Below are 22,953 nucleotides of genomic sequence, written 5' to 3' on the forward strand. Positions count from 1 at the left end.
TCCGTGTTCCTTGTGTCGATCGAATTCAGAAAGTCAGCCGTGCACTATCGCCTGTGCGATCTGCCGATTCAACCAGTTCAATGCCTGGTCACCGCCCCGGCGCTCATGCCAGACCAGAACGAAGGTAAACGAGGGGATATGAAACGGCGGCGGCAGGATCACCAACTGCGGATCGTCGATGCCGTTCAGGCCACGGGCAGCGACGGTGAGGATCAGATCGGTGCCGAGGATCAACTGCGGCGCGACGCTCCAGTGCGGCAGGCTGATGGCGACATGGCGGCGCAAGTTCAGGGAGGTCAGCGCGCGCTCGATTTCCGGCGTGCCGCTGCCGCGCATCTCCAGCAACACATGGGGCCGTGTCAGGTAGGTGGGCAAGTCGAGTTCAGCACTGGCCGGCAGGCCCTGGCGATCCACCAGACAAACGAAGCGTTCTTCGAACAGCGGCTGGCTGCACAACGCCGGGGGCAGTTCGGGAAAGACGCCGGCGGCCAGGTCGATATCACCATTGAGCACCGCATCGAGCATGCCTTCGCGGCTGGCATGACTGATTTGCAGGTCGATGCCCGGGGCGTCCTGGCGCAGACGACGGATCAGGCCAGGCAGGACAATGGCGGCACCGTAGTCAGACATCGCCACGCGAAATCGGCGTTTGGCCGATGCAGGATCAAAGGTGTTCGGCGCCAGGAGCGCTTGCACCTGTGCCAGCGCCTCGGCCAACGGCGCCGCCAACTCCAGCGCTCGCGCAGTGGCGACCAATCCGCCACCGGCACGCACCAGCAGTGGATCGCCGAGCACATCGCGCAGGCGCGCCAGGGCATGGCTCACCGCTGGCTGACTCAGGTGCAGGCGCTCGGCGGCGCGGGTGACGTGCTGCTCACTGAGCAGGGCGTCGAGGATCACCAGCAGGTTCAAATCGATGCGGCGCAGATCATTCATAGTGTGCATGTTCTGGATAGCAAATCAGAATTTAAATTTGCGCGACGAATAGCTTAAGGTCCAGTAAAACCTGATGGAGAATTAATCATGACGACCCTGCACTGGGCTGGATTTCTAATACTTGCGGTGATTGCCGGTGCCGTAGTGCCTTTCCAAAGCGCAATCAATGCCAACCTCAGCCGCGGCCTTGGCCATCCGTTATGGGCCACCCTGGCTTCATTGATGGTCAGCATCCTGGTGTTGCTGCCAGTGATCATCGCCCTGCGCTTGCCGCTACCGTCCCTGGGTTTTATCAGCAAGGCACCGCTGTGGATGTGGGCCGGCGGCGCGTTCGGCGTGTGCTTTATCGCGCTGGCCCTGATGCTGCTGCCTAAACTGGGCGCCTCGGGTTTTATCGCCCTGGCGCTGACCGGACAAGTGGTGGCCTCGCTACTGCTCGACCATTTCGGCTGGTTCGGCCTGGCAGAGCGGCCCCTGAACCTGAGCAAGTTGCTCGGTGCCGTGCTGTTGATTGCCGGCGTGGGTCTGATTCATTTCAGTGCCACGCCGGGCCGGGCGCTGGTGACGCCCGGCTGAGGCAGGGGCTCAGAACGCGTTGCGGAAGATTGCTTCGATCTGGCGTTGATCAGCGGCACGCGGGTTGGTCAGGCCGCAGGCATCTTTCAAGGCGTTGGCGGCGAGGATCGGAATGTCTTCCAGTTTGGCGCCAAGGTCGCCCAAGCCGGCGGGGATCTGCACATCCCTGGCCAGCGCCCGGATCGCCACGATGGCCGCCTCGGCGCCCTGCTCCGCATTCAAGCCCTGGATATCGCTGCCCATCGCTTGCGCCACCACGGCCAGGCGTTCGGCGCAGATCGTCGCGTTGAAGGTTTGTACGTGCGGCAGCAACACCGCGTTGCACACGCCGTGGGGTAAATCGTAGAAACCACCCAGTTGGTGCGCCATGGCATGTACGAATCCCAGCGATGCGTTGTTGAATGCCATGCCGGCGAGAAACTGCGCGTAGGCCATGTTTTCCCTGGCGTTCATATCACTGCCATCACGCACGGCCTGGCGCAGATTGAGGCTGATCAACTCGATGGCCTTGAGCGCACAGGTGTCGGTAATAGGCGTCGCGGCGGTCGACACATAGGCTTCGATCGCGTGAGTCAGGGCGTCCATGCCGGTGGCGGCGGTCAGCCCCTTGGGCATGCCAACCATCAGGGCCGGATCGTTGACCGACAGCAACGGCGTGACGTTGCGGTCAACGATGGCCATTTTCACGTGGCGCGATTCGTCGGTGATGATGCAGAAACGGGTCATTTCGCTGGCAGTGCCGGCGGTGGTGTTGATGGCGATCAGCGGCAGTTGCGGCTTGAGCGAGCGATCGACGCCCTCGTAGTCGGCAATCTTGCCGCCATTGGTGGCGCACAGGGCAATGCCCTTGGCGCAATCATGGGGTGAACCGCCGCCGAGGGAGATCACACAGTCACAGGCGCTGCGCTGCAGCAGGGCCAGGCCGCTTTCGACGTTGGCAATGCTCGGGTTGGGTTTGGCGCCGTCAAAGATCACCGAGTCGACGTCCTGCTGCGCGAGTTTTTCCGCGATCAGCGCCGGGATACCGGCATTGACCAGCCCGACGTCGGTGACGATCAGCGCTTTGCGAAAGCCGTAGTTGCGAATGGCGGTCATGGCTTCATCGAGGCACCCGTTGCCCATGATGTTCACGGCGGGAATGAAAAATGTGCTGGTCATGGCAATTCCTCTGCGATGGGCCGACCGCAGCGGGTCAGCGAATAGCCCCAGCTTCGCCCCATCCCCAGGCGTGCATCTTGATCTGGCTCAATGGCCGGTCGTGATAAAGTCTGCGCCCAGTTCCCACCGGCTTGAGAAGAGTGACGCAATGAGCGATTTCCAGGATGTTGATACCCACCTTGAAGACTGGACCGCGTTGCGCGCCACCACCGATTTCAGCGCCCTGCTGGTGGGCAACGGCGCCAGCCGCGCAGTCTGGGACGACTTTGCCTACGACTCCTTGTTCGAAAACGCCCGCACTGTCGAAGAAAAGCCCTTGAGCCCATCCGAGTTGAGCGTTTTCGACGCCCTCGGCACCCGCAGTTTCGAGCAGGTGCTCAGCGCCCTGAAGACCACCAGCCGGGTCAACAAGGCCCTGGCCGTCAGCTCTGCGGCGCCACGCAATCGCTACTACGCGATCAAGGAAGCGCTGATCAATACGGTGCATGCGGTACACATTCCGTGGCGTCTGGTGCAGCCCTCGAGTCTGCAGGCCATCAGCGCCGAACTGAGCCGCTACCCAACCGTGTTCACCACCAACTACGACCTCCTCAACTACTGGGCGATCCAGCAGGCCCCGGCGGCTATCGACGACCTGTTCCAGGGCAGCGAGCCGCGTTTCGAGCTGAGCGCCTCCGCCACCAACAAGACTCGCCTGTTGTACCTGCACGGCGGCCTGCACCTGGTGCGCAACCAGGACGGCACGGCGCGCAAGCTGACCTCGACCGAGGGCACGCTGCTGGGCAACTTTGCGATCAACAATACGATCAAGACCCTGGACGACGTGCCGCTGTTCATCAACGAAGGCAGCAGCGAAGACAAGCTCAAGACCATCCGCAGTTCGGACTATCTATCGTTCTGCTACGACCAACTGCTGCAGCAGCACGACGCGCTGTGCATCTTCGGTCACAGCCTCGGCAAGCAGGACGCGCACATCGTCCAGGCGCTGATCCAGGCCCGGCCGAAAACCGTGGCAATCTCGATCTACCCGCGCAGTGCGGCGTTTATCCAGAGCCAGAAGCGTCACTATGGGAAAGTGTTTGCCGAGAGCGACATCGAACTGCGCTTCTTCGATTCCAAGACCCATGCCCTGGGCCATCCACAGCTGTCGGTTCCGGTCGAGGTCTGAGCCGCCTGCTCACTCCTCCCGGCTGTTGACCACCACCAGCAGCTGCGCCTGTACCTCGCCGACCGAGCGCAGGCGATGGGGTTTCTGGGCGTTGAAGTGCAACGCATCGCCGCGCTCGAGAATCACCCGTTCACTCATGAAATCGACTTCGACCCGGCCTTCGTGGACGAATAGAAATTCCTCACCGACGTGCTCCTTGAAGCTCTTGTCGGTGAACTCGGTGGGCGGATAAATGATGAACGGCAACAGGCTGCGTTCGCTGACCTGATGGGCCAGCACCGCGTAACCGGGGGCCTGGTCGTTGGCGGCCAACGACTGGCGCTCATGGGCGCGGACCAGGCTGTAGCTGTCCAGATGGACGTTGTCCTCGGAAAACAGCTCCTCAACCTTAACGTTCAACGCCTTGGCCAGCTTCAGCGCCGCAGCGATCGACGGGGTGTTCAGCCCACGCTCGACTTTCGACAAATAGCTCTTGGTCATGCCGGACTTTTCAGCCAGCGCCTCAAGGGTCACGCCCAATTTTTTTCGCAGTAATTTCAAACGGATAGACATGCGCAGCGATTAATCCATCAAGGAGGCGACGATTATCTCTTGCCAATGACACAACGTGTCATATAGCCTCTTAAGTGTCATGTGCAACCCCGGCGACCTTGCGAGCAGCGGGAGAACCACATCCGACGTCCACTGGTTTCTGCATAGGACAGCCGATATGGCCAAGACATTAGCACTACCCAAAGAGCAACTCATCAAGCAGGCGCTGACGCAGATGCAAAGCAGCCTGGCGGATAATACGTGGACCGATCGACAAAAGCTGGCGCTGACCTGTCGCACCCTCTTCGAAAACGGTCACGACTCCGGCCTCGCCGGACAGATCACGGCCCGTGGCCCGCAACCCGGTACCTACTACACCCAGCAATTGGGCCTGGGTTTCGATGAAATCACCGCGAACAACCTGCTACTGGTCAATGAAGACCTGGAAGTGCTGGAGGGTCACGGCATGCCCAACCCGGCCAACCGCTTTCACTCTTGGGTGTACCGCGCCCGCCCGGATGTGAACTGCATCATCCACACCCACCCGACCCACGTCGCCGCCTTATCAATGCTGGAAGTGCCGCTGGAAATTTCCCACATGGACCTCTGTCCGCTGTACGAGGACTGCGGTTTTCTCCAGGCCTGGCCTGGGGTGCCGGTGGGTAATGAAGAAGGTGAAATCATCGCGGCCGCGCTGGGCGACAAGCGGGCGATTCTGCTGTCCCACCACGGCCAGCTGTCGACCGGGCGCACCATCGAGGAGGCTTGCGTGATCGCGCAACTGATCGAGCGCGCGGCCAAACTGCAGTTGCTGGCCATGTCAGCCGGCAACATCAAACCGATCCTCCCGGCCCTGGGACGCGAAGCCCATGACTGGATCTCCAGACCCAAGCGCCACGGCGCTGCGTTCAACTACTACGCCCGGCAAATTCTGCGTCGACACGCCGATTGCCTGAACTGAACCCACTGACTGGCTTTCTGGAGAAATAATATGTCCAACCCGAACATCCACGGCATCATCGGCTACACCATCACCCCGTTCACTGCGAGCGGCGAAGGCATCGACCTGGACGCCCTTGGCCGCTCCATCGATCGCCTGATCGACGGCGGCGTCCACGCTATCGCTCCGCTAGGCAGCACCGGCGAAGGCGCCTACCTGAGCGACGCGGAATGGGATCTGGTCAGCGAATTCAGCATCCGCCATGTCGACAAACGTGTACCGACCATCGTCAGCGTCTCCGACCTGACCACCGCCAAGGCCGTGCGCCGCGCGCGCTTTGCCGAGGCCCATGGCGCCGACTCAGTGATGGTGTTGCCGACGTCCTACTGGAAGCTCAGCGAAGCGGAAATCCTCGCCCACTACCAGACCATCGGCGCCAGCATTGGCGTGCCGATCATGCTCTACAACAATCCCGCCACCAGCGGCACCGACATGTCCGTGGAGCTGATCTTGCGGATTTTCAATGCCGTGGACAACGTGACCATGGTCAAGGAGAGCACCGGTGACATCCAGCGCATGCACAAGCTGCAAGTGCTCGGCGAAGGCCGGGTGCCGTTCTACAACGGCTGCAATCCGCTGGCGCTGGAAGCCTTCGCCGCCGGTGCCGCGGGCTGGTGCACGGCGGCACCGAACCTGATCCCGCAGCTCAATGGCGAGCTGTACCAGGCCGTGCTGGCCAATGACCTGGACAAGGCGCGGACGCTGTTCTACCGCCAGTTGCCGTTGCTCGATTTCATTCTCAAGGGTGGATTGCCGGCAACCATCAAGGCCGGCTTGCGCATGACCGGCCTGGAAGCCGGTGACCCGCGACTGCCAGTATTCCCCCTTGGTGAAGCCGGATGCAGCCAACTGCAGGGCTTGCTCGACAGCTTGCGCTGACCCGGGTTGGTTACAGGACGGGCAGTGTCTTGTCCTTGACCACCAAAGTCGCGCCATTGCTCTTGACGCTGGCGATGCCTTTTTCCAGGGCCGCCTCTGAAGAGTAGGCCTCGCTGCTGCCGATGATTTGATGATTGGCGGCCTTGAGGTTGAAGTACGGATGGCCGTCTTTGGTGGACTTTCTCTCGTAGCGCTCCTCCAACGGACTGTTGCTGCGGACCGAGGCAATACCGCCCTCGGCCGCAGCCCGGGTGGTGTACAGCTCGCTGTGGAGAATGGTTTCGGCGTTGGCGGCTTTCAGTACAAAGCGATATTGACCGTTGCTGCTTTTACTCAACTCGTACCATCCAGACATGGGGTTGCTCCTGATGGATAAAGGAATTCGACGCCACCCCCTTGTAGGAGCGAGCCTGCTCGCGAAGAACTTCAGCACGCCGCATTCGTTCAGGATGTCCGCGTTATCGTTGACGTTTTTCGCGAGCAGGCTCGCTCCTACAGGGGACAGCGCTCTAGGAATCCCGGCCTCTTCAGTAAAGCCCGCGCCAGCAATTTAGCCACTTCACACTCATTTGCGCGCCGAATGCACCACCGTCAACTCGGCAGGCGCGGCCCTGCGCTGGCTCAGGTAGCGGGTGCAACTGACCCGCAGGAACGAGGCGAAGTTGACCACTTCGCCGCGATAATCCATTACCTCTTCATAGAGCTTGGCAATCAGCTGGTTGGTGGTCATGCCATCGACCTCGGCGATTTCGCTGAGGATGTCCCAGAACTGGTTCTCCAGGCGCAGCGTGGTCACCACCCCGCAGATACGCAGCGAGCGCGAGCGTGACTCGTAGAGGATCGGGTCGGCTTTGACATACAGCTCGCACATGCGCAGGTCTCCGCTTACAAAGTGATTTTGGTGCCCAGCAGGCCGAGGAAGCCGGCCAGCCAGTTGGGGTGCGCTGGCCAGGCCGGCGCGGTGGCCAGATTGCCCTGGACGTGGCCCTCGGTCACGGGAATATCGATAAAGGTGCCACCCGCCAGGCGTACTTCCGGGGCACACGCCGGGTAGGCGCTGCATTCACGGCCCTCGAGAATGCCCGCCGCCGCCAGCAGTTGCGCGCCGTGACAGACCGCCGCAATCGGCTTGCCGGCCTTGTCGAAGGCTTGCACCAGTTGCAGGACTTTTTCATTCAGCCGCAGGTACTCCGGCGCACGCCCGCCTGGCACCAGCAAAGCGTCGTAATCGGCGGCATCGACCTTGGCGAAGTCGAAGTTCAGGGCGAACAGGTGACCGGGCTTTTCGCTGTAGGTCTGATCGCCCTCGAAGTCGTGGATCGCGGTGCGTACGGTCTGCCCGGCGGTTTTATCCGGGCACACGGCGTGCACGCTGTGACCGACCATCAGCAGAGCCTGGAACGGCACCATCACTTCGTAGTCTTCGACGTAATCGCCAACCAGCATCAAGATCTTTTTCGCAGCCATGGGCAGGACTCCTCTGGGTAATACATGGGCAGGAAGAGTATTCAAGGTAGTCCGAATCCACGCGGCGGGGTAACAACCCGCTACTACGCCGACCCGTCGCTCAAACTGTACGGATAACTCTGTGCCTAGCTGTAACAGCGTCTGACCTTGGGTTTGTGGCTAGATGGCGACACTTACCGCCCTATTCGACTCGGGTTACCGATATGTCCTCGCGCGAAAACACCGGCATGGCTCTAGGCCTGCTCGGCGTCATCATTTTCAGCCTGACCCTGCCCTTCACCCGCATCGTGGTGCAGGAACTCCATCCCTTGCTCAACGGCCTGGGCCGCGCCTTGTTCGCGGCCATTCCGGCGGCGGCACTGCTGCTGTGGCGTCGGGAGAAATGGCCGACCTGGCAACAGATCAAGGGCCTGAGCCTGGTAATTGCTGGCGTGATTCTCGGGTTTCCGGTGCTGTCGGCCTGGGCCATGCAAACCTTGCCGGCCTCCCATGGCGCCCTGGTCAACGGCTTGCAACCCCTGTGTGTCGCGCTCTATGCGGCGTGGCTGTCCCATGAACGGCCATCGAAAGCCTTCTGGGCCTGCGCCGCGCTGGGCAGTGCGCTGGTCCTGGGTTATGCGCTGATCAGTGGTGCAGGCAGCACTCAGGCTGGCGATCTGCTGATGCTCGGAGCAATTGCCGTCGGCGGCCTGGGCTACGCCGAGGGTGGACGCCTGGCCAAAGAAATGGGCGGCTGGCAGGTGATCTGCTGGGCGCTGGTGCTGTCGACGCCGCTGTTGATCGGCCCGGTGCTGTACCTGGCCGCCCAGCATCAGGGCGCAATCTCGAGCAAAACCTGGTGGGCCTTCGGTTACGTGTCGCTGTTCTCGCAGTTCATCGGCTTCTTCGCCTGGTACGCCGGGCTGGCCATGGGTGGCATCGCCCGGGTCAGTCAAATCCAATTGCTGCAGATTTTTTTCACCATCGCGTTTTCGGCCCTGTTCTTCGGTGAGCACGTCGAGCCGGTCACCTGGGTGTTTGCCGCCGGGGTGATCGTCACGGTGATCATGGGGCGCAAGACGGCGGTGCAGCCGGCGCGCCCCGCCACGGCCTAGCCGAGCAGACCGTCGGCGCGCAGCAAGGTTTCCAGGCAGTGCTCACTGATCTGATAGAAGGCCTTGAGTTCTTCGATCTTAACCAGCAGCTGGGCCGGATCCACCGGCTCGGCGCGCTTGACCGCCAGGATCATCTTGTTCTTGTTGGTGTGGTCCAGGGAGATGAACTCGAACACCTTGGTCTCATAACCACAGGCTTCCAGGAACAGTGCGCGCAGGCTGTCGGTGACCATCTCCGCCTGCTGCCCCAGGTGCAGGCCGTATTGCAGCATCGGCTTGAGCAACGCCGGGCTCTGGATCTGCAGGCGAATCTGTTTGTGGCAGCACGGCGAGCACATGATGATCGACGCCCCGGAACGGATGCCAGTGTGGATCGCGTAATCCGTGGCGATGTCACAGGCATGCAGGGCAATCATCACGTCCAGCTCGCTGGGCGCCACACTGCGTACATCACCGCACTTGAATACCAGGCCCGGATGTTCGAGGCGTCCGGCGGCGGCGTTGCACAAAGTCACCATGTCCTCGCGCAGCTCGACGCCCGTCACCACGCCCTCGGCCTTCAAGGTATTGCGCAGGTAATCGTGAATGGCAAAGGTCAGATAGCCCTTGCCCGATCCGAAGTCCGCCACTTGCACCGGTTTGTCCAGCGCCAGCGGCGAGGAGGTCAAGGCATGGCTGAAGACTTCGATGAACTTGTTGATCTGCTTCCACTTGCGCGACATCGCCGGAATCAGCTCGTGTTGTTTATTGGTCACACCCAAGTCGACGAGGAACGGCCGGTTCAGGTCGAGGAAACGGTTTTTCTCACGGTTGTGTTCGCCAGTGGGCACTTCGCGCAGCTGCTGGGGCTTGCTCTTGAACAGCGAGCTCTTGCCCTTCTTGCTGTACTCGAGCTGCACCTCGTCAGTCAGCGACAGCAGATGGGCGTTCTTGAACGCTTGCGGCAACAAGCTGGCAACCGTCGCCACGCCCTCTTCGAGCGGGAAGTTCTTGGTGATGTCGCGAGTCTTGTAGCGATAGACGAAAGACAGGCACGCCTGCTCCTTGACCGTCAGTTGCTTGATGATGATGCGTTGCAGGTCCGCTTCGTCGCCGACGTACTTGGCCAGCACCAGCTTGATGAACGCCTGCTGCGCGAGGCTGCTGCTCAAGAGCTCGATGAATTGACCGTGGTGATCGGGCGTGAGGCTGGCGGGAGTTGCGGTAACGGACATGAAGAAAACGCCTCGGGCGGTGCAAAACAGGGAATGGCCGTTATTTTAGGGGGGATGGGGCTTGAGGGCACGGAGTTATTTTTATCCCGGCTCGTTGCCCCTTCAGCCCATCGGCCTTTCTGCTCAGCCAAGCACCACCAGCCGATTGGGCAACTCATTGCGCACGTGGGTCACGGGGACATGCACCTTGAGCAACTCGCCACAGGCCTCGATGCAACTGACGAAGCCCTGCAACGTTTGACCCTGCCTCACCTGCCGGGTAAAGGCCGCGACGATGGGTTCCCATTGTTGGTTGTCCAGATGCCGGGAAATGCCTTCGTCCGCCAGAATCTCGACGTAGCGCTCGGCTTCGCAGACGAAAATCAGCAGGCCGGTACTGCCAACGGTATGGTGCAGGTTTTGCTCGAGGAACTGCCGACGCGCCAGGTTCGAGGCGCGCCAGTGACGCACGGCCCGCGGGATCAGGCGCGTGGTAAGCGCCGGAATCCGGAAGATCAGGCACAGGGCAATGAAACTCACCCACTGCACCAGCAGCAGCGTGTGCATGTTCATCCACCCCGAGACGTAGTGCACCAGGCCGGGCACGATCAACGCCAGCAGGCTGGCCCAGAGCAAGGGAATGTAGGTGTAGTCATCAGCCCGTGCCGCCAGCACGGTGACCAGTTCAGCGTCGGTGTCGCGCTCGACCCGGGCGATCGCCTCGGCGACCTGACGCTGCTCGTATTCGCTCAGTAATGCCATGGTTGTACTTGCTCACTCATTGTTGTCTTCACCAGCCGCCCGACGATCCGCCGCCCCCGAAACTGCCCCCTCCTCCGCCGAATCCACCTCCAGAGCCGCCACCAAAACCTCCGCCGCCGAAACCGCCCCCTCCCATGCCACCGCCGCCTCCGCGACCGCCACTGGGCAAGATCCCGAGCATTTGGCAGACAAACACCGTCAGGATGAACAGCACCACCAGAAACACGAACAGCCCCGGATGCTGGCCGACGAAATCGCTGGCATCGTCGCCGCCGGCGCCATAAGCCGTGGCCGGCTCATCTAGCGGATTACCGCCCAGCACCACCAGCATCGCCGCCACACCGTCGCTGATGCCCTTGCTGAAATTGCCGGCCTTGAAGGCCGGGGTGATCACCTGATTGATGATCACCGAGCTTTGCGCATCGGTCAGCCGGTCTTCCAGGCCGTAACCGACTTCGATCCGCAACTTGCGCTCGTCCCGCGCAACGATCAACAGCGCGCCGTTGTTCTTGTCCTTCTGCCCGATCCCCCAATAGCGGCCCAATTGATAACCGAAGTCTTCAATGCTGGTGCCTTGCAGGTTGGCCAGAGTGACCACCACCAATTGTTCGCCCGTGGTCTGCTCATGGGCCTGCAATTGTTGGGCGAGTTGCTCGCGTACCGCCGGCTCGATCATCTGGGCGTTATCTACCACCCGTCCGGTCAGCGCCGGAAATTTCAGCTCGGCCTGTGCGGTGATGGCAAATACCCAGAGCACCAGCACCAGGCTCATTCGAAAGACGCGCATCAGTACCTCATCCCTATTCGCTCCAGGCGCAGCCCGGCGTCACTGCCGGGCTGCGGACCGGTTCAGAACTTCACTTGCGGCGCTTTGTCGGCATCGGGGCTGGTGGCCTCGAAGGTTTCGCGCAACGGCAAGTTGCTGTACATCACCGTGTGCCACAGACGGCCGGGGAACGTACGAATTTCAGTGTTGTACTTCTGTACCGCGAGGATGAAATCGCGACGCGCCACGGCGATACGATTTTCAGTGCCTTCGAGTTGCGATTGCAGGGCCAGGAAGTTCTGGTTGGCCTTGAGGTCCGGGTAACGCTCGGACACCGCCATCAAACGGCTGAGTGCGCCGCTGAGCTGGTCCTGGGCTTGCTGGAATTGCTTGAGTTTTTCCGGGTTGTCGAGGGTATTGGCGTCAACCTGGATCGACGTCGCCTTGGCTCGGGCCTCGATGACCGCCGTCAGGGTGTCCTGCTCGTGCTGGGCATAGCCCTTGACCGTTTCCACCAGATTGGGAATCAGGTCGGCGCGCCGCTGATACTGGTTCTGTACCTGCGACCAGGCTGCCTTGGCCTGCTCGTCAAGGGTCGGAATGGTGTTGATGCCGCAGCCGGCCAATACCGAGCCCAGCACCAGCAAAACCGTCATTTGCCAGGCCGAACGATAGCGCTGTTGTACATTCATGTCCGTGTGCTCCCTTGCCCTGTGCTTTGGTAATGGCTCTGTGTCCCGCCCAATCGACTACCCGGGACTTAATCTGCCCTCGCCACTGGATTGCATCGAGCCAATCGGCTAAAAGATGCCCAGCGCGAATAAAGAGTTGCAAAGTTTGCTGCATTTACCCGAACAACAATAGTCGCTCCCTAAATTTTGGCTGGCCGATGCGTCTCGATGACCATTGTGTGGGCTTTTGAGAAAACTATTCATGAAGAAGTTGTGTTTGCTGGGCCTTGCCATCGGCCTGGCCAGTCACTCGGTATGGGCTGGCACCACGCCTGCCGGCCTCGAGAACAAGGATGCGTTCATCGGCAACCTGATGAAGCAGATGACCCTGGACGAAAAGATCGGCCAACTGCGCCTGATCAGCATCGGCCCGGAAATGCCCCGGGAACTGATCCGCAAGGAAATCGCCGCCGGCAACATCGGTGGCACCTTCAACTCGATCACCCGCCCGGAAAACCGGCCGATGCAGGACGCGGCCATGCGCAGCCGGCTGAAGATCCCGATGTTCTTCGCCTATGACGTGATCCACGGCCACCGCACGATTTTCCCGATCCCCCTGGCCCTGGCATCCAGCTGGGACATGGACGCCATCGGCCTGAGCGGGCGCACTGCCGCGAAAGAAGCCGCCGCCGACAGCCTCGATATCACTTTCGCACCGATGGTCGACATCTCCCGCGATCCGCGCTGGGGCCGCACCTCCGAAGGCTTCGGCGAGGACACCTACCTGGTGTCGCGCATTGCCCGGGTGATGGTCAAGGCGTACCAGGGCACGGGCCTGATCGGCGCCGACAACATCATGGCCAGCGTCAAGCACTTCGCCCTGTACGGTGCGGTCGAGGGTGGGCGCGACTACAACGTCGTCGACATGAGCCCGGTCAAGATGTACCAGGACTACCTGCCGCCGTACCACGCGGCGATCGAAGCCGGCGCTGGCGGGGTCATGGTGGCGCTGAACTCGATCAACGGCATCCCGGCGACCGCCAACACCTGGCTGATGAAGGACCTGCTGCGCGACGAATGGGGCTTCAAGGGCCTGGCCGTCAGCGACCACGGCGCGATCTTCGAACTGATCAAGCACGGTGTGGCCCGCGATGGACGCGAAGCAGCGAAGCTGGCGATCAAGGCCGGTATCGCCATGAGCATGAACGACACCCTGTACGGCAAGGAACTGCCAGGCTTGCTCAAGTCCGGGGAAATCCAGCAGAGCGACATCGACGCAGCGGTGCGTGAAGTACTCGCGGCGAAGTACGACATGGGCCTGTTCAAGGACCCTTACCTGCGCATCGGCAAGGCCGAGGACGATCCGGCCGACACCTACGCCGAAAGCCGCCTGCATCGTGACGAAGCCCGTGACGTGGCGCGACGCAGCCAGGTCCTGCTGAAAAACAGCAACGACACCCTGCCGCTGCGCAAAACCGCCAAAATCGTCCTGGTCGGCCCGCTGGCCAAGGCGCCGATCGACATGATGGGCAGTTGGGCCGCCGCCGGCAAACCCGCGCAATCGGTCACCCTGTTCGACGGCATGACCCGTGCCCTGGGTGATCAAGCCAAGCTCAGTTATGCCCGGGGTGCCAACATCACCTCGGACAAGAAAGTCGTCGACTACCTGAACTTCCTCAACTTCGATGCACCGGAAGTGGTCGATGATCCACGCCCGGCGCAGGTTCTGATCGATGAAGCGGTGAAAGCGGCACAACAGGCCGACGTGATCGTGGCGGCGGTTGGCGAGTCGCGCGGCATGTCCCACGAATCGTCGAGCCGCACCGATCTGAACCTGCCAGCCAACCAGCGCGAGCTGATCAAGGCCCTCAAGGCCACCGGTAAGCCGCTGGTGCTGGTGCTGATGAACGGCCGGCCGCTGACGATCCTCGAAGAAAGCCAACAGGCCGACGCCATCCTTGAAACCTGGTTCAGCGGCACCGAAGGCGGCAATGCCATCGCCGATGTGCTGTTCGGCGACTACAACCCGTCCGGCAAGCTGCCCATCAGCTTCCCGCGTTCGGTGGGACAGATTCCGACCTACTACAACCACCTGACCATCGGCCGTCCGTTCACCCCGGGCAAGCCAGGCAACTACACCTCGCAGTACTTCGATGACACCACCGGCCCTCTATATCCATTTGGCTACGGCCTGAGCTACACCCAATTCGCTCTGTCGGACATGGCCCTGTCGTCGACCACCTTGAACAAGAGCGGCAAGATCGACGCCAGCGTGACCCTGAAGAACACTGGCAAGCGTGACGGCGAAACCGTGGTTCAGCTGTATATCCAGGACGAAACCGGCTCGATGATCCGCCCGATCAAGGAGCTGAAGAACTTCCAGAAGGTGTCGCTCAAGGCCGGCGAACAGAAGGTCATTCACTTCAGCATCAGCGAGGACGACCTGAAGTTCTACAACGCCCAGCTCAAGTACGCTGCCGAACCTGGCAAGTTCAACGTGCAGATCGGCCTCGATTCAGAGGACGTGACGCAGCAGAGCTTTGAGTTGCTTTAACGGCTGAACCGCGTCATCTCAATCACCTGTAGGAGCTGGCTTGCCAGCTCCTACAGGGACGAAAGCGGCAAACCAGACGACGCGGTCTGATTAACCACGCCGATCCAGCAGATTCACCACCACCCGATCCACCCATCCCCACACCCGTTGCTGGACCCGCCGCCACAGTGGCCGGTGGCGCCAGGCTTCGAGGCTGACCTGCTGGCTCAAGGCAAAATCGCGCTCGAAACTGCTCGCCACCGCGTGGGTCAATTCGCTGTCGATGGCCTCCAGATTCGCTTCTAGGTTGAAGCGCAGATTCCAGTGATCGAAATTGCACGAGCCGATGCTGACCCAGTCATCCACCAGCACCATTTTCAGGTGCAGGAAACACGGCTGGTACTCGAAAATCTTCACCCCGGCTTTGAGCAGCCTGGGGAAATAGCGATGCCCGGCATAGCGCACGGAAGGATGATCGGTACGCGGGCCGGTCAACAACAGGCGGACATCGATGCCCCGTGCGGCGGCCTTACGCAGTGAACGACGGATTTTCCAGGTCGGCAGAAAATACGGCGTGGCCAGCCAGATGCGCCGTTGGCCACTGTTGAGGGCGCGAAACAACGACTGCAGGATATCCCGGTGTTGCGCGGCATCGGCGTAAGCCACCCGGCCCATGCCCTCACCCGTTGGCGGAACCCTCGGCAGACGCGGCAAACCAAAATGCGCAGCCGGTTTCCAGGCGCGGCGATAGCGGTTGGCAATCCATTGGCGATCGAACAGCAATTGCCAGTCGAGCACCAACGGACCGCTGATTTGCACCATCACCTCATGCCACTCGCTGACCTCATGGCCCGGGGTCCAGAACTCATCGGTGACGCCGGTGCCGCCCACCACCGCCAGCGTCTGGTCGACCAACAGCAGCTTGCGGTGGTCGCGGTAAAAGTTGCGCACCCAGCGCCGCCAGCTCAGGCGATTGTAGAAGCGCAACTCGACCCCGGCCTCGGTCAACCGGCGACGCAAACTCAGGGTAAACGCCAGGCTGCCATAGTCATCGAACAGGCAACGCACCCGTACGCCACGCTCGGCGGCCTCCACCAGCGTGCGCACCATGGCTTCGGCGCAGGCGCCCGCCTCCACCAGATACAGCTCCAGTTCGACCTGCTCTTGAGCGTCGGCAATCGCCGCCAGCATTCGTGGAAAAAACTGCGGGCCGTCGATCAGCAACTCAAAGTGATTGCCGTCACGCCATGGGAACACGGCGCCCTTCATCTCAGCGCGCCGTGAAAATCAGTACCGCACCCACCGGCACTGACAGGCTGATCGCCGACAAGTCGGCGAGTTTGCGCAGGCGCTCCAGGCCCGGCGCCAGGTCGAAATCCTCGGCGTTGATCACCAGCGGCTCCAGGGTCACCACCTGGAAACGTCGGTCGTCGAGCCGGGTCGCCAGCAACTCGGCGTTGTACGTGTGCTGCTTGCCATGCAGGTCAACAGTCAATGGCAGGCGCAGTTCCAGTTGCGCGCCCGGAGCGAGGTCATTGATCGGTCGCAGATCGATTTGCGTCGTGATCAGCGCTTCGGGGAAGGTCTGAATCTCGAAAAGCTCCTTGCGCATGCGCTCATCCCGCAGCGGCACGCCACTGTTGACCGACTCCAGTTCGACCTGGACCTGCGCCAGGCCTTTCGGATCAACCTTGCCGTGCAGGACCAAAAATCGCTGAACTTCGGAGATATTGGTGTTTTTTGTGGAAATAAATGACAGCCGAGAAGACTCGCCGTCGAGGTACCAGTTGGCGTTGGCCGAAGCGGCGGAGCCCGCCAGCAGCAGGAATGCGAGCGTTTTGCAGAGTGAGCGATTGAACATGGAAACTCATGGGGCCGATAAACCTGAACGAACCTTAACCGGCCCTGTACTGATTGCAAACTGTCAGATCACGGAAGCAGGCGACAACCTTGGCGACTACCGATCCAGGCAGCGGTATTACTGCGCCCCAGACCGCTGGCAGTGACACGCTTTTGCTCGGTATCATCGACTAATCCACTGAGCGGCAGGTACTGCTTCACGTAACCCTGGCAGTACGCCTGCGACTGCCCGACAACGTAGCGACACGAGCAATATTCCTTGGCCGTGTAGGCGCTGAGGATGTCCGGAAAAGCCGCCAGGGCTACGCGCTGCTGCCAGCCCCAACCCAGCACTAACGCGAGCAACACTAAAAACAGCGTGAGCAACGGCCGGCGTCGAACAAAATTGCGCGACTTCATGGCTGCACCTGCGGAGTGAAGGCCGCCAGCGCCCGCTTGAGCAATTCGTTGTGGCGGTAACTGCCGTCACGGTCATCGCCATAACGCACGATCACCAGGTTCGCGCTGGGCAACACGTACAACGCCTGCCCCCAATGGCCGAGGGCAGCAAAGGTGTCGGCCGGCGCGTCCGGCCAGGGGCTCGGCGCACCGTCCAACGGACGATTGAGCCACCAATGGCCGCCCGGCACGGCCGCATCCTGATTGGCCTGGTAACGCTCGAAGGGCTGCAGATTGAAGGCGACCCAATCGACCGGCAACAACTGACGCTGGTGCCAGCGGCCGTTGCGCTGCATCAACAAGCCGATGCGCGCCAGGTCGCGGGCCGTCATGTAGGCATACGAGGAAGCGACGAAGGTGCCCGCGGCATCGGTTTCCCACACGGCGCTGCGAATCCCCACGGGGTCGAACAAGGCGCGCCACGGATAATCCGCATACTGCTGCGGCTCGAGCAGGTTTTTCAGCGCGGCCGCCAGCAGGTTGCTGTCGCCGCTGGAGTAGCGAAACTGCTGGCCGGCATCGGCGTGGCGCTGATGTTCGGCAGTGAATTGCGCCATGTCGGCATGTCCGCGGGTGTACAGCATGGCGACCACCGAAGAGTTCAGCGGCGCATATTCATAGTCCTCCTGCCAATCCAGGCCCGAGGCCCAGTGCAGCAGGTCGGCGATGCGGATGTCAGGATGGCTCTGCAGCGCTGGGTAATACTTCGCTGCCGGATCCTCCAGGCTGAACCGGCCTTCGCCATAGGCCACCCCCAATACCGCTGCCATCACACTCTTGCTGACCGACCAGGTCAGGTGCGGGGTGTCGGCGCTGGTGCCACCGGCATAACGCTCGTAGATCAGCTGACCATCGCGAATCACCAGCAAGGCATCGGTGCGGATACCCCTGCGGCCTACCTCGTCACGGGGGACAAAGGCATAGTCCTCCAGCGCCTGCAGTGCCGGGCCGCTGACGACAGGCCCTTGCGCCCAGTGTTCGGCGGGCCAGTTTTCAGCACGAACAGTAACGCTGACCAGCAGCATGACCAGCAGGGACAAACCTTTGAGCATGGCGCGAACTCATGGAAATAAACCTGCTGAGCCTAGTCGATATCAATGACAGTTCTAGCGCGACGTCAACGCCTTGGCCAGGCGCTTGGCCCGAGCGCCCGCCGCCAGTTGCAACACCGCCTGGTCGCGCTGCCACAACGCTGCCCACTCCGGCGAGCCTGCGGCAAAGGCTTGATCGATCGCCACTTTCAAGCTGTCGAACTGGGCAAACAAGCCTGCCAGCACCACATGCCCGGCACTGCTGTTGGGCGGCTGTCGACTGACTTCTGCGCAACCGGCCAACAGCGCCAGCAACTGCAATTGCAACGCTTGCGGCCAGCCATAGTCCTGACCAACGCCATACAGCCAGGCGCTCATGGCGCTGAGTACGTAGATGTCTTCCAGAGTTCGGAACGGTTTGACGTAGGCATCCCAGCCGTCGCCGGCGAGCAGCTCACACAGCGCGCCCTCGAGGAACACCCGCCCGTGACTGATGTCCGGCATCAACGGTAGAGGCGCCAGCTTTTCCAGGCGCACACCAGGTTCTCCGGGATACACCACGGCCAGACTCAGGCGCGGCGACTCGCCTTCTTCCTCGCTACGCGCGGCAATCAACAGCCAATCCGCCGCATCGCCGGCGGTGACGAAATCCTTGCGTCCACTCAAGCGCAGATCGCTGAGGCGAGTCTGCAGGTCTGCCGGACGCAGGCTGCGCTGTTCGGTCGCACATAACGCGCCCAGGCTGAGCGGTGCGCTGGGCCATAACATGCGCAATGCCGCCTGATAGCCCACCAGGAAAGCCCAGCCCGGCGTCGCCATCATGCGCCCGCCGCGCACTGCCAATTCGAAAGGCGTCACGGCGCCCAATTGCTCCAGCAAAATCGCGTAACCCTCCGCCAGATCCGGGGTCGCGGCCAATCGAGTATTGCAGTTCAACAGGGCTTGCCAAGGCATAGACGGGTCCTCAATGGCTGTCATACAAGCATCACCCAAACGTCATAGTCATGACACCGGGGCTCCATAGCCTGACTTTGCACAACAAAGTCGATCGACTGCAACCCGCGTGGGGTGAGCAGCGCGTACGGAGATTCGTCATGACCCAGATCGCCCGCATCCGTGACACCGGCACTGAACGCCGTCTGCAAGCCGAACGCCTGATCGGCGCCGAGGCCTTGCAAGAGGCCCAGGCTTTGCGCTTCAACGTCTTCAGCGCGGAGTTCGATGCCAAGCTCAAAGGCGCAGAACTGGGTCTGGACATGGATGACTACGATGTTCATTGCAGCCACATCGGTGTACGTGACCTGAACACCGGTCGCCTGGTGGCCACCACTCGCCTGCTCGACCACACCGCGGCCAGCAGCCTGGGGCGTTTCTACAGTGAAGAGGAGTTCAGCCTGCACGGCCTCAAGCATTTGCAGGGCCCGATCCTTGAACTGGGCCGTACCTGCGTCGATCCGGCGTATCGCAACGGTGGCACCATCGCCGTGCTCTGGGGCGAATTGGCGGAAGTCCTCAATCAAGGCCGCTACAGCTACCTGATGGGCTGCGCGAGCATTCCGATGCAGGACGGCGGAGTCCAGGCCCACGCCATCATGCAGCGCCTGCGCGAGCGTTACCTGTGCACCGAACACCTGCGGGCCGAACCGAAAAAACCGCTGCCCAGCCTCGACATCCCGTCCAACGTGATCGCCGAAATGCCGCCGCTGCTCAAGGCGTACATGCGCCTGGGCGCAAAGATTTGCGGCGAGCCATGCTGGGATGAAGATTTCCAGGTGGCCGACGTATTCATCCTGCTGAAGCGCGATGAGCTCTGCCCGCGTTACGCCAAACACTTCAAGGCGGCCGTGTAATGAGCCGGTTGCGGGTGTACGGACGGATTGCGCGGGTCTTGCTGGTGGTGGCGCTGGGCTTGAGTATGGCTTGTCTGTTCGGCCTGTTCGAGCGCCTGGGCCTGGCCAACTCGATGGTCCGCCGGCAACGCTGGTCGCGGTTTTTCATGGGTCGTTTGAGCAATGCGCTGCCCTTTCGCGTGACCGTTCAAGGCGAACTGCCGCGCCAGCCGATGCTGTGGGTCAGCAATCATGTGTCCTGGACCGACATTCCTCTGCTGGGCATGTTGGCCCCCATGTCGTTCCTGTCCAAGGCCGAAGTGCGTACTTGGCCGGTTGCCGGCTGGCTGGCGGCCAAGGCGGGTAGCCTGTTCATCCGTCGGGGGGCAGGCGACAGCCAACTGATTCGCAAACAGATGGGCCGGCACTTGCAGCAACAGCACCCGCTGTTGATGTTCCCCGAGGGCACCACCACCGACGGCCGTTCGCTGCGCACCTTCCATGGTCGCCTGCTGTCGGCTGCGATTGACGCGGACGTCGCCCTGCAACCCGTGGCCATTCGCTATCTGCGAAACGGTCAGCCCGATACGCTGGCGCCGTTCATTGGCGATGACGATCTGCTGTCGCACCTGATGCGTCTGTTCGCCAACGACCTGGGTGAGGTGCACATCCACCTGCTGAAACCTATCGCCTGTCAGGGCCAGGAACGGGCCGCCCTGGCCTTTGCCGCGCAACAGGCCATACACCAGGCGTTGTTTGGCGACGTCACGCAACCGGCGCAACCACGTCGAGGTGGGGAGTTGATTGCGGCCTGATCAGGGGTCTAAACGCTGTCCGGCAAACGCCTGGAGTTGCGGATAGAACAGACGGAAGTCCTCGCTCAGAGGCTCATACAAACGCTCCAGCTCCAGCATCGCGGCGGCCAGTTCCTGTGGCTGAGACAGCCGCCGTGATATGCCCCGCAACACCTGCTCCAGCACCGCAAACTCGCGGTACGAACCCAACCAGTCATCCGCCGCCATGTACGGCGCGATCTGCGCCAGCCGCCCCGGCAATTGCGGTTCGGCGGCCAGTACCCGGTACACGCCTGCGGTGAAGTGCGTCAATGAGGAGTCGGCGTACTGCGCCCAATCCCGGGCCAGGCAATGGTCGAAGAATACGTCGAGGACGATACCGGCGTAGCGCCGTCGAGTCTGGCTGAAGCGGGACAACGCCACATCGACCACGGCATGGCGGTCGGTGAAGACATCGATTTGTCGGTGCAGGGCGATGGCGTTTTCGATCTCGGCGCTGAACTGCCCTTGCAGACGCCCCTTGACGAAGTCGCCATACAAACTGCCGAGCAATTGACCGGGACGCTGGCCACCGAGGTGAAGATGTGCGAGATAGTTCATGGCGCACAGCTTAGCACCGCGCCCCTCATATCGTTATAACTCGATATACCGATTTATGCTGATATCAGATCAAAATCATATTGGTATATCGCGAAATACCGATTTAAAGTTCGCTTCATCGCGATATAACGTTTTACCCAACCCGAGCACCGCCATGTCCAGCATCGACCTCGACGAAATAATAAAAGCCCTGGCACACCCAGTACGGCGAGACATTCTCAACTGGTTGAAAGACCCGGCCACCGAGTTTCCCGATCAGGAACACAGCACCGACTTCGGTGTGTGCTGCGGGCAAATCGACCAACGCTGCGGCCTGTCGCAGTCAACCGTTTCCGCCCACCTGGCAACCCTGCACCGCGCAGGCCTGATCCGCAGCCAGAAAGTCGGCCAATGGCATTTCTACAAACGTAACGAGGAAACCATCCAGGCCTTCCTCGACACCCTAGGTAAAGAGCTCTAGGAGCTCACAAAGGACCTCCAGCATGCCCCTCTCGCTCCTCATCCTGGCCTTGAGCGCCTTCGCCATCGGCACCACTGAGTTCGTCATCATGGGCTTGCTGCCCGATGTGGCGGCCGACCTCGGCGTGTCGATCCCCGGCGCCGGCTGGCTGGTCACCGGTTATGCCCTGGGCGTGGCCATCGGTGCGCCGTTCATGGCACTGGCCACCGCCAAATTGCCACGCAAGGCGGCACTGGTAGCGTTGATGGGCATTTTCATCGTCGGCAACCTGCTCTGTGCCCTGGCCAGCGACTACAACGTGCTGATGTTTGCCCGCGTGGTCACCGCCCTCTGCCACGGTGCGTTCTTCGGCATCGGTTCAGTGGTGGCAGCGGGCCTGGTACCGGCCAACAAGCGTGCCTCGGCCGTGGCCCTGATGTTCACCGGCCTGACCCTGGCCAACGTACTGGGGGTTCCGCTGGGCACCGCGCTCGGCCAGGAAGCCGGATGGCGCTCGACCTTCTGGGCGGTGACGGTGATTGGCGTGATCGCGCTGATCGGCCTGATTCGCTTCCTGCCGGCCAAGCGTGACGAAGAAAAACTCGACATGCGCGCCGAACTGCGTGCGCTCAAGGGCGCCGGGATCTGGCTGTCGCTGAGCATGACCGCGCTGTTCGCCGCCTCGATGTTCACCCTCTTTACCTACGTCGCACCGCTGCTTGGCGACGTCACTGGCGTCTCGCCCAAAGGCGTGACCTGGACCCTGCTGTTGATCGGTCTGGGTCTGACCCTGGGCAACATCATCGGCGGCAAGCTGGCGGACAAACGCCTGAGCGCGACCTTGATCGGCGTGTTCATTTCCATCGCCGTGGTCTCCACCGTCCTGACCTGGACCAGCGTTGCGCTGATTCCCACCGAAATCACCCTGTTCCTCTGGGCCACCGCATCGTTCGCCGCCGTACCGGCGCTGCAAATCAACGTGGTGACCTATGGCAAGGCGGCACCAAACCTGGTGTCGACCCTGAATATCGGCGCCTTCAACGTCGGAAACGCCCTTGGCGCCTGGGTTGGCGGCAGCGTCATCGCCCACGGCTTCGGCCTGACCAGCGTGCCCCTCGCGGCGGCGGCACTGGCGGTACTGGCCTTGCTGGTCACCCTGATTACCTTTCGCCAGAGCGGTGACCCCGAACTGGCTCCTGCGACTAACTGATCCCACTACGAGCGCTAT

At 61.6% G+C, this 22,953-nt stretch carries 26 protein-coding genes; 10 read left to right on the forward strand and 16 right to left on the reverse strand.

The annotated features are described in order from the left end of the window. Nucleotides 1–33: 33 nt before the first annotated feature. Entirely contained in the window at nt 34–945 is a 912-nt protein-coding gene (locus NR126_RS19865; protein ID WP_256830913.1) for a LysR family transcriptional regulator, read from the reverse strand. 78 nt (nt 946–1,023) lie between these two features. Between NR126_RS19865 and NR126_RS19870 the strand changes: the two genes are divergently transcribed. Continuing rightward, nucleotides 1,024–1,512 (forward strand): DMT family transporter, encoded by a 489-nt coding sequence (locus tag NR126_RS19870; RefSeq protein ID WP_027621206.1) that lies wholly within the window; start codon nt 1,024–1,026, stop codon nt 1,510–1,512. A 9-nt stretch (nt 1,513–1,521) separates the two neighbouring features. On the opposite strand, the gene yiaY is transcribed toward NR126_RS19870, so the two are convergent. After that, nucleotides 1,522–2,670 carry an L-threonine dehydrogenase gene (gene yiaY / locus NR126_RS19875; protein ID WP_256830914.1) on the reverse strand — a complete coding sequence of 383 codons (1,149 nt, stop codon included), beginning with the start codon at nt 2,668–2,670 and terminating at the stop codon, nt 1,522–1,524. A gap of 148 nt (nt 2,671–2,818) precedes the next feature. Here yiaY and NR126_RS19880 point away from each other — a divergent pair, with 148 nt between their 5' ends. Next, nucleotides 2,819–3,838, forward strand: coding sequence for a DUF4917 family protein (locus NR126_RS19880; protein ID WP_027621204.1), 1,020 nt, complete (start codon nt 2,819–2,821; stop codon nt 3,836–3,838). Between the two features lie 9 nt (nt 3,839–3,847). Here the strand turns inward: NR126_RS19880 and NR126_RS19885 are convergent, their stop codons facing one another. Further along, a complete protein-coding gene (locus tag NR126_RS19885; protein ID WP_027621203.1) occupies nt 3,848–4,390 on the reverse strand; it encodes a helix-turn-helix domain-containing protein in 543 nt (180 codons plus the stop codon). A 157-nt stretch (nt 4,391–4,547) separates the two neighbouring features. On the opposite strand from NR126_RS19885, the gene NR126_RS19890 reads away from it, so the two are divergent. Together NR126_RS19890 and NR126_RS19895 are read left to right on the forward strand one after the other, a co-directional pair. Continuing rightward, entirely contained in the window at nt 4,548–5,330 is a 783-nt protein-coding gene (locus NR126_RS19890; protein WP_256830915.1) for an aldolase, read from the forward strand. Between the two features lie 30 nt (nt 5,331–5,360). Further along, on the forward strand, nt 5,361–6,248 hold the full coding sequence (locus NR126_RS19895; protein ID WP_027621201.1) for a dihydrodipicolinate synthase family protein: 888 nt from the start codon (nt 5,361–5,363) through the stop codon (nt 6,246–6,248). A gap of 10 nt (nt 6,249–6,258) precedes the next feature. Here the strand turns inward: NR126_RS19895 and NR126_RS19900 are convergent, their stop codons facing one another. From NR126_RS19900 to NR126_RS19910, 3 genes are all read right to left on the reverse strand, one after another. Further along, nucleotides 6,259–6,603, reverse strand: a complete 345-nt coding sequence (locus NR126_RS19900; protein ID WP_027621200.1) for a YegP family protein — start codon at nt 6,601–6,603, stop codon at nt 6,259–6,261. A gap of 210 nt (nt 6,604–6,813) precedes the next feature. Continuing rightward, on the reverse strand, nt 6,814–7,119 hold the full coding sequence (locus NR126_RS19905) for a ribbon-helix-helix domain-containing protein (RefSeq protein ID WP_027621199.1): 306 nt from the start codon (nt 7,117–7,119) through the stop codon (nt 6,814–6,816). A 14-nt stretch (nt 7,120–7,133) separates the two neighbouring features. After that, on the reverse strand, nt 7,134–7,715 hold the full coding sequence (locus NR126_RS19910; RefSeq protein ID WP_027621198.1) for a DJ-1/PfpI family protein: 582 nt from the start codon (nt 7,713–7,715) through the stop codon (nt 7,134–7,136). Between the two features lie 203 nt (nt 7,716–7,918). Between NR126_RS19910 and NR126_RS19915 the strand changes: the two genes are divergently transcribed. Beyond that, a complete protein-coding gene (locus NR126_RS19915; RefSeq protein WP_256830916.1) occupies nt 7,919–8,809 on the forward strand; it encodes a DMT family transporter in 891 nt (296 codons plus the stop codon). On the opposite strand, the gene NR126_RS19920 is transcribed toward NR126_RS19915, so the two are convergent. The 4 genes from NR126_RS19920 to NR126_RS19935 all read right to left on the reverse strand — a co-directional run bounded on the left by NR126_RS19920 (nt 8,806) and on the right by NR126_RS19935 (nt 12,222). Continuing rightward, nucleotides 8,806–10,023: an SAM-dependent methyltransferase gene (locus tag NR126_RS19920; protein WP_027621196.1), complete on the reverse strand. Its 1,218-nt coding sequence runs from the start codon at nt 10,021–10,023 to the stop codon at nt 8,806–8,808. The genes NR126_RS19915 and NR126_RS19920 overlap by 4 nt on opposite strands. A 123-nt stretch (nt 10,024–10,146) precedes the next feature. Further along, on the reverse strand, nt 10,147–10,764 hold the full coding sequence (locus NR126_RS19925) for a TPM domain-containing protein (protein WP_027621195.1): 618 nt from the start codon (nt 10,762–10,764) through the stop codon (nt 10,147–10,149). Nucleotides 10,765–10,792: 28 nt separating this feature from the next. After that, complete coding sequence (locus tag NR126_RS19930) at nt 10,793–11,551, reverse strand: YgcG family protein (protein WP_027621194.1); 759 nt, start codon at nt 11,549–11,551, stop codon at nt 10,793–10,795. A gap of 62 nt (nt 11,552–11,613) precedes the next feature. Beyond that, nucleotides 11,614–12,222, reverse strand: coding sequence for a LemA family protein (locus tag NR126_RS19935; protein ID WP_256830921.1), 609 nt, complete (start codon nt 12,220–12,222; stop codon nt 11,614–11,616). Between the two features lie 241 nt (nt 12,223–12,463). Between NR126_RS19935 and bglX the strand changes: the two genes are divergently transcribed. Then, a complete protein-coding gene (gene bglX / locus NR126_RS19940; protein ID WP_256830922.1) occupies nt 12,464–14,755 on the forward strand; it encodes a beta-glucosidase BglX in 2,292 nt (763 codons plus the stop codon). Nucleotides 14,756–14,845: 90 nt separating this feature from the next. On the opposite strand, the gene NR126_RS19945 is transcribed toward bglX, so the two are convergent. From NR126_RS19945 to NR126_RS19965, 5 genes are all read right to left on the reverse strand, one after another. After that, complete coding sequence (locus tag NR126_RS19945; protein ID WP_027621191.1) at nt 14,846–16,003, reverse strand: phosphatidylserine/phosphatidylglycerophosphate/cardiolipin synthase family protein; 1,158 nt, start codon at nt 16,001–16,003, stop codon at nt 14,846–14,848. A gap of 1 nt (nt 16,004) precedes the next feature. Next, on the reverse strand, nt 16,005–16,595 hold the full coding sequence (locus NR126_RS19950; protein ID WP_027621190.1) for a YceI family protein: 591 nt from the start codon (nt 16,593–16,595) through the stop codon (nt 16,005–16,007). A gap of 68 nt (nt 16,596–16,663) precedes the next feature. After that, a complete protein-coding gene (locus NR126_RS19955) occupies nt 16,664–16,993 on the reverse strand; it encodes an amidase (RefSeq protein WP_256830924.1) in 330 nt (109 codons plus the stop codon). After that, the gene (locus NR126_RS19960) at nt 16,990–18,084 is read right to left on the reverse strand and encodes a serine hydrolase (protein ID WP_256830925.1); all 1,095 of its coding nucleotides are present in this window, start codon (nt 18,082–18,084) and stop codon (nt 16,990–16,992) included. Before NR126_RS19960 ends, NR126_RS19955 begins: the two co-directional genes overlap by 4 nt. Nucleotides 18,085–18,138: 54 nt before the next feature. Continuing rightward, entirely contained in the window at nt 18,139–19,017 is an 879-nt protein-coding gene (locus NR126_RS19965; protein WP_105755648.1) for an acyl-CoA dehydrogenase, read from the reverse strand. A gap of 140 nt (nt 19,018–19,157) precedes the next feature. On the opposite strand from NR126_RS19965, the gene olsB reads away from it, so the two are divergent. Both olsB and NR126_RS19975 read left to right on the forward strand, forming a co-directional pair. Beyond that, nucleotides 19,158–19,913, forward strand: a complete 756-nt coding sequence (olsB, locus tag NR126_RS19970; RefSeq protein WP_027621186.1) for an L-ornithine N(alpha)-acyltransferase — start codon at nt 19,158–19,160, stop codon at nt 19,911–19,913. Further along, nucleotides 19,913–20,707, forward strand: a complete 795-nt coding sequence (locus tag NR126_RS19975; RefSeq protein ID WP_027621185.1) for a lysophospholipid acyltransferase family protein — start codon at nt 19,913–19,915, stop codon at nt 20,705–20,707. The genes olsB and NR126_RS19975 overlap by 1 nt, the downstream gene beginning before the upstream one ends. Here NR126_RS19975 and NR126_RS19980 read toward each other — a convergent pair whose 3' ends face one another. Then, entirely contained in the window at nt 20,708–21,286 is a 579-nt protein-coding gene (locus tag NR126_RS19980) for an ACP phosphodiesterase (RefSeq protein ID WP_256830926.1), read from the reverse strand. Nucleotides 21,287–21,440: 154 nt separating this feature from the next. Between NR126_RS19980 and NR126_RS19985 the strand changes: the two genes are divergently transcribed. Both NR126_RS19985 and NR126_RS19990 read left to right on the forward strand, forming a co-directional pair. Continuing rightward, nucleotides 21,441–21,746: a helix-turn-helix transcriptional regulator gene (locus tag NR126_RS19985; RefSeq protein ID WP_105755650.1), complete on the forward strand. Its 306-nt coding sequence runs from the start codon at nt 21,441–21,443 to the stop codon at nt 21,744–21,746. Nucleotides 21,747–21,768: 22 nt separating this feature from the next. Next, the gene (locus NR126_RS19990) at nt 21,769–22,935 is read left to right on the forward strand and encodes an MFS transporter (RefSeq protein ID WP_256830927.1); all 1,167 of its coding nucleotides are present in this window, start codon (nt 21,769–21,771) and stop codon (nt 22,933–22,935) included. Nucleotides 22,936–22,953 lie beyond the last annotated feature (18 nt).

The sequence above is a fragment of the Pseudomonas sp. Pse1 genome, assembly GCF_024519635.1.
GTDB lineage: Bacteria > Pseudomonadota > Gammaproteobacteria > Pseudomonadales > Pseudomonadaceae > Aquipseudomonas.

Coding starts and splice junctions, on each gene's coding strand:
- NR126_RS19865 (WP_256830913.1), bottom strand. CDS start 945: ATGCACACTATGAATGATCTGCGCCGCATCGATTTGAACCTGCTGGTG.
- NR126_RS19870 (WP_027621206.1), top strand. CDS start 1,024: ATGACGACCCTGCACTGGGCTGGATTTCTAATACTTGCGGTGATTGCC.
- yiaY (WP_256830914.1), bottom strand. CDS start 2,670: ATGACCAGCACATTTTTCATTCCCGCCGTGAACATCATGGGCAACGGG.
- NR126_RS19880 (WP_027621204.1), top strand. CDS start 2,819: ATGAGCGATTTCCAGGATGTTGATACCCACCTTGAAGACTGGACCGCG.
- NR126_RS19885 (WP_027621203.1), bottom strand. CDS start 4,390: ATGTCTATCCGTTTGAAATTACTGCGAAAAAAATTGGGCGTGACCCTT.
- NR126_RS19890 (WP_256830915.1), top strand. CDS start 4,548: ATGGCCAAGACATTAGCACTACCCAAAGAGCAACTCATCAAGCAGGCG.
- NR126_RS19895 (WP_027621201.1), top strand. CDS start 5,361: ATGTCCAACCCGAACATCCACGGCATCATCGGCTACACCATCACCCCG.
- NR126_RS19900 (WP_027621200.1), bottom strand. CDS start 6,603: ATGTCTGGATGGTACGAGTTGAGTAAAAGCAGCAACGGTCAATATCGC.
- NR126_RS19905 (WP_027621199.1), bottom strand. CDS start 7,119: ATGTGCGAGCTGTATGTCAAAGCCGACCCGATCCTCTACGAGTCACGC.
- NR126_RS19910 (WP_027621198.1), bottom strand. CDS start 7,715: ATGGCTGCGAAAAAGATCTTGATGCTGGTTGGCGATTACGTCGAAGAC.
- NR126_RS19915 (WP_256830916.1), top strand. CDS start 7,919: ATGTCCTCGCGCGAAAACACCGGCATGGCTCTAGGCCTGCTCGGCGTC.
- NR126_RS19920 (WP_027621196.1), bottom strand. CDS start 10,023: ATGTCCGTTACCGCAACTCCCGCCAGCCTCACGCCCGATCACCACGGT.
- NR126_RS19925 (WP_027621195.1), bottom strand. CDS start 10,764: ATGGCATTACTGAGCGAATACGAGCAGCGTCAGGTCGCCGAGGCGATC.
- NR126_RS19930 (WP_027621194.1), bottom strand. CDS start 11,551: ATGCGCGTCTTTCGAATGAGCCTGGTGCTGGTGCTCTGGGTATTTGCC.
- NR126_RS19935 (WP_256830921.1), bottom strand. CDS start 12,222: ATGAATGTACAACAGCGCTATCGTTCGGCCTGGCAAATGACGGTTTTG.
- bglX (WP_256830922.1), top strand. CDS start 12,464: ATGAAGAAGTTGTGTTTGCTGGGCCTTGCCATCGGCCTGGCCAGTCAC.
- NR126_RS19945 (WP_027621191.1), bottom strand. CDS start 16,003: ATGAAGGGCGCCGTGTTCCCATGGCGTGACGGCAATCACTTTGAGTTG.
- NR126_RS19950 (WP_027621190.1), bottom strand. CDS start 16,595: ATGTTCAATCGCTCACTCTGCAAAACGCTCGCATTCCTGCTGCTGGCG.
- NR126_RS19955 (WP_256830924.1), bottom strand. CDS start 16,993: ATGAAGTCGCGCAATTTTGTTCGACGCCGGCCGTTGCTCACGCTGTTT.
- NR126_RS19960 (WP_256830925.1), bottom strand. CDS start 18,084: ATGCTCAAAGGTTTGTCCCTGCTGGTCATGCTGCTGGTCAGCGTTACT.
- NR126_RS19965 (WP_105755648.1), bottom strand. CDS start 19,017: ATGCCTTGGCAAGCCCTGTTGAACTGCAATACTCGATTGGCCGCGACC.
- olsB (WP_027621186.1), top strand. CDS start 19,158: ATGACCCAGATCGCCCGCATCCGTGACACCGGCACTGAACGCCGTCTG.
- NR126_RS19975 (WP_027621185.1), top strand. CDS start 19,913: ATGAGCCGGTTGCGGGTGTACGGACGGATTGCGCGGGTCTTGCTGGTG.
- NR126_RS19980 (WP_256830926.1), bottom strand. CDS start 21,286: ATGAACTATCTCGCACATCTTCACCTCGGTGGCCAGCGTCCCGGTCAA.
- NR126_RS19985 (WP_105755650.1), top strand. CDS start 21,441: ATGTCCAGCATCGACCTCGACGAAATAATAAAAGCCCTGGCACACCCA.
- NR126_RS19990 (WP_256830927.1), top strand. CDS start 21,769: ATGCCCCTCTCGCTCCTCATCCTGGCCTTGAGCGCCTTCGCCATCGGC.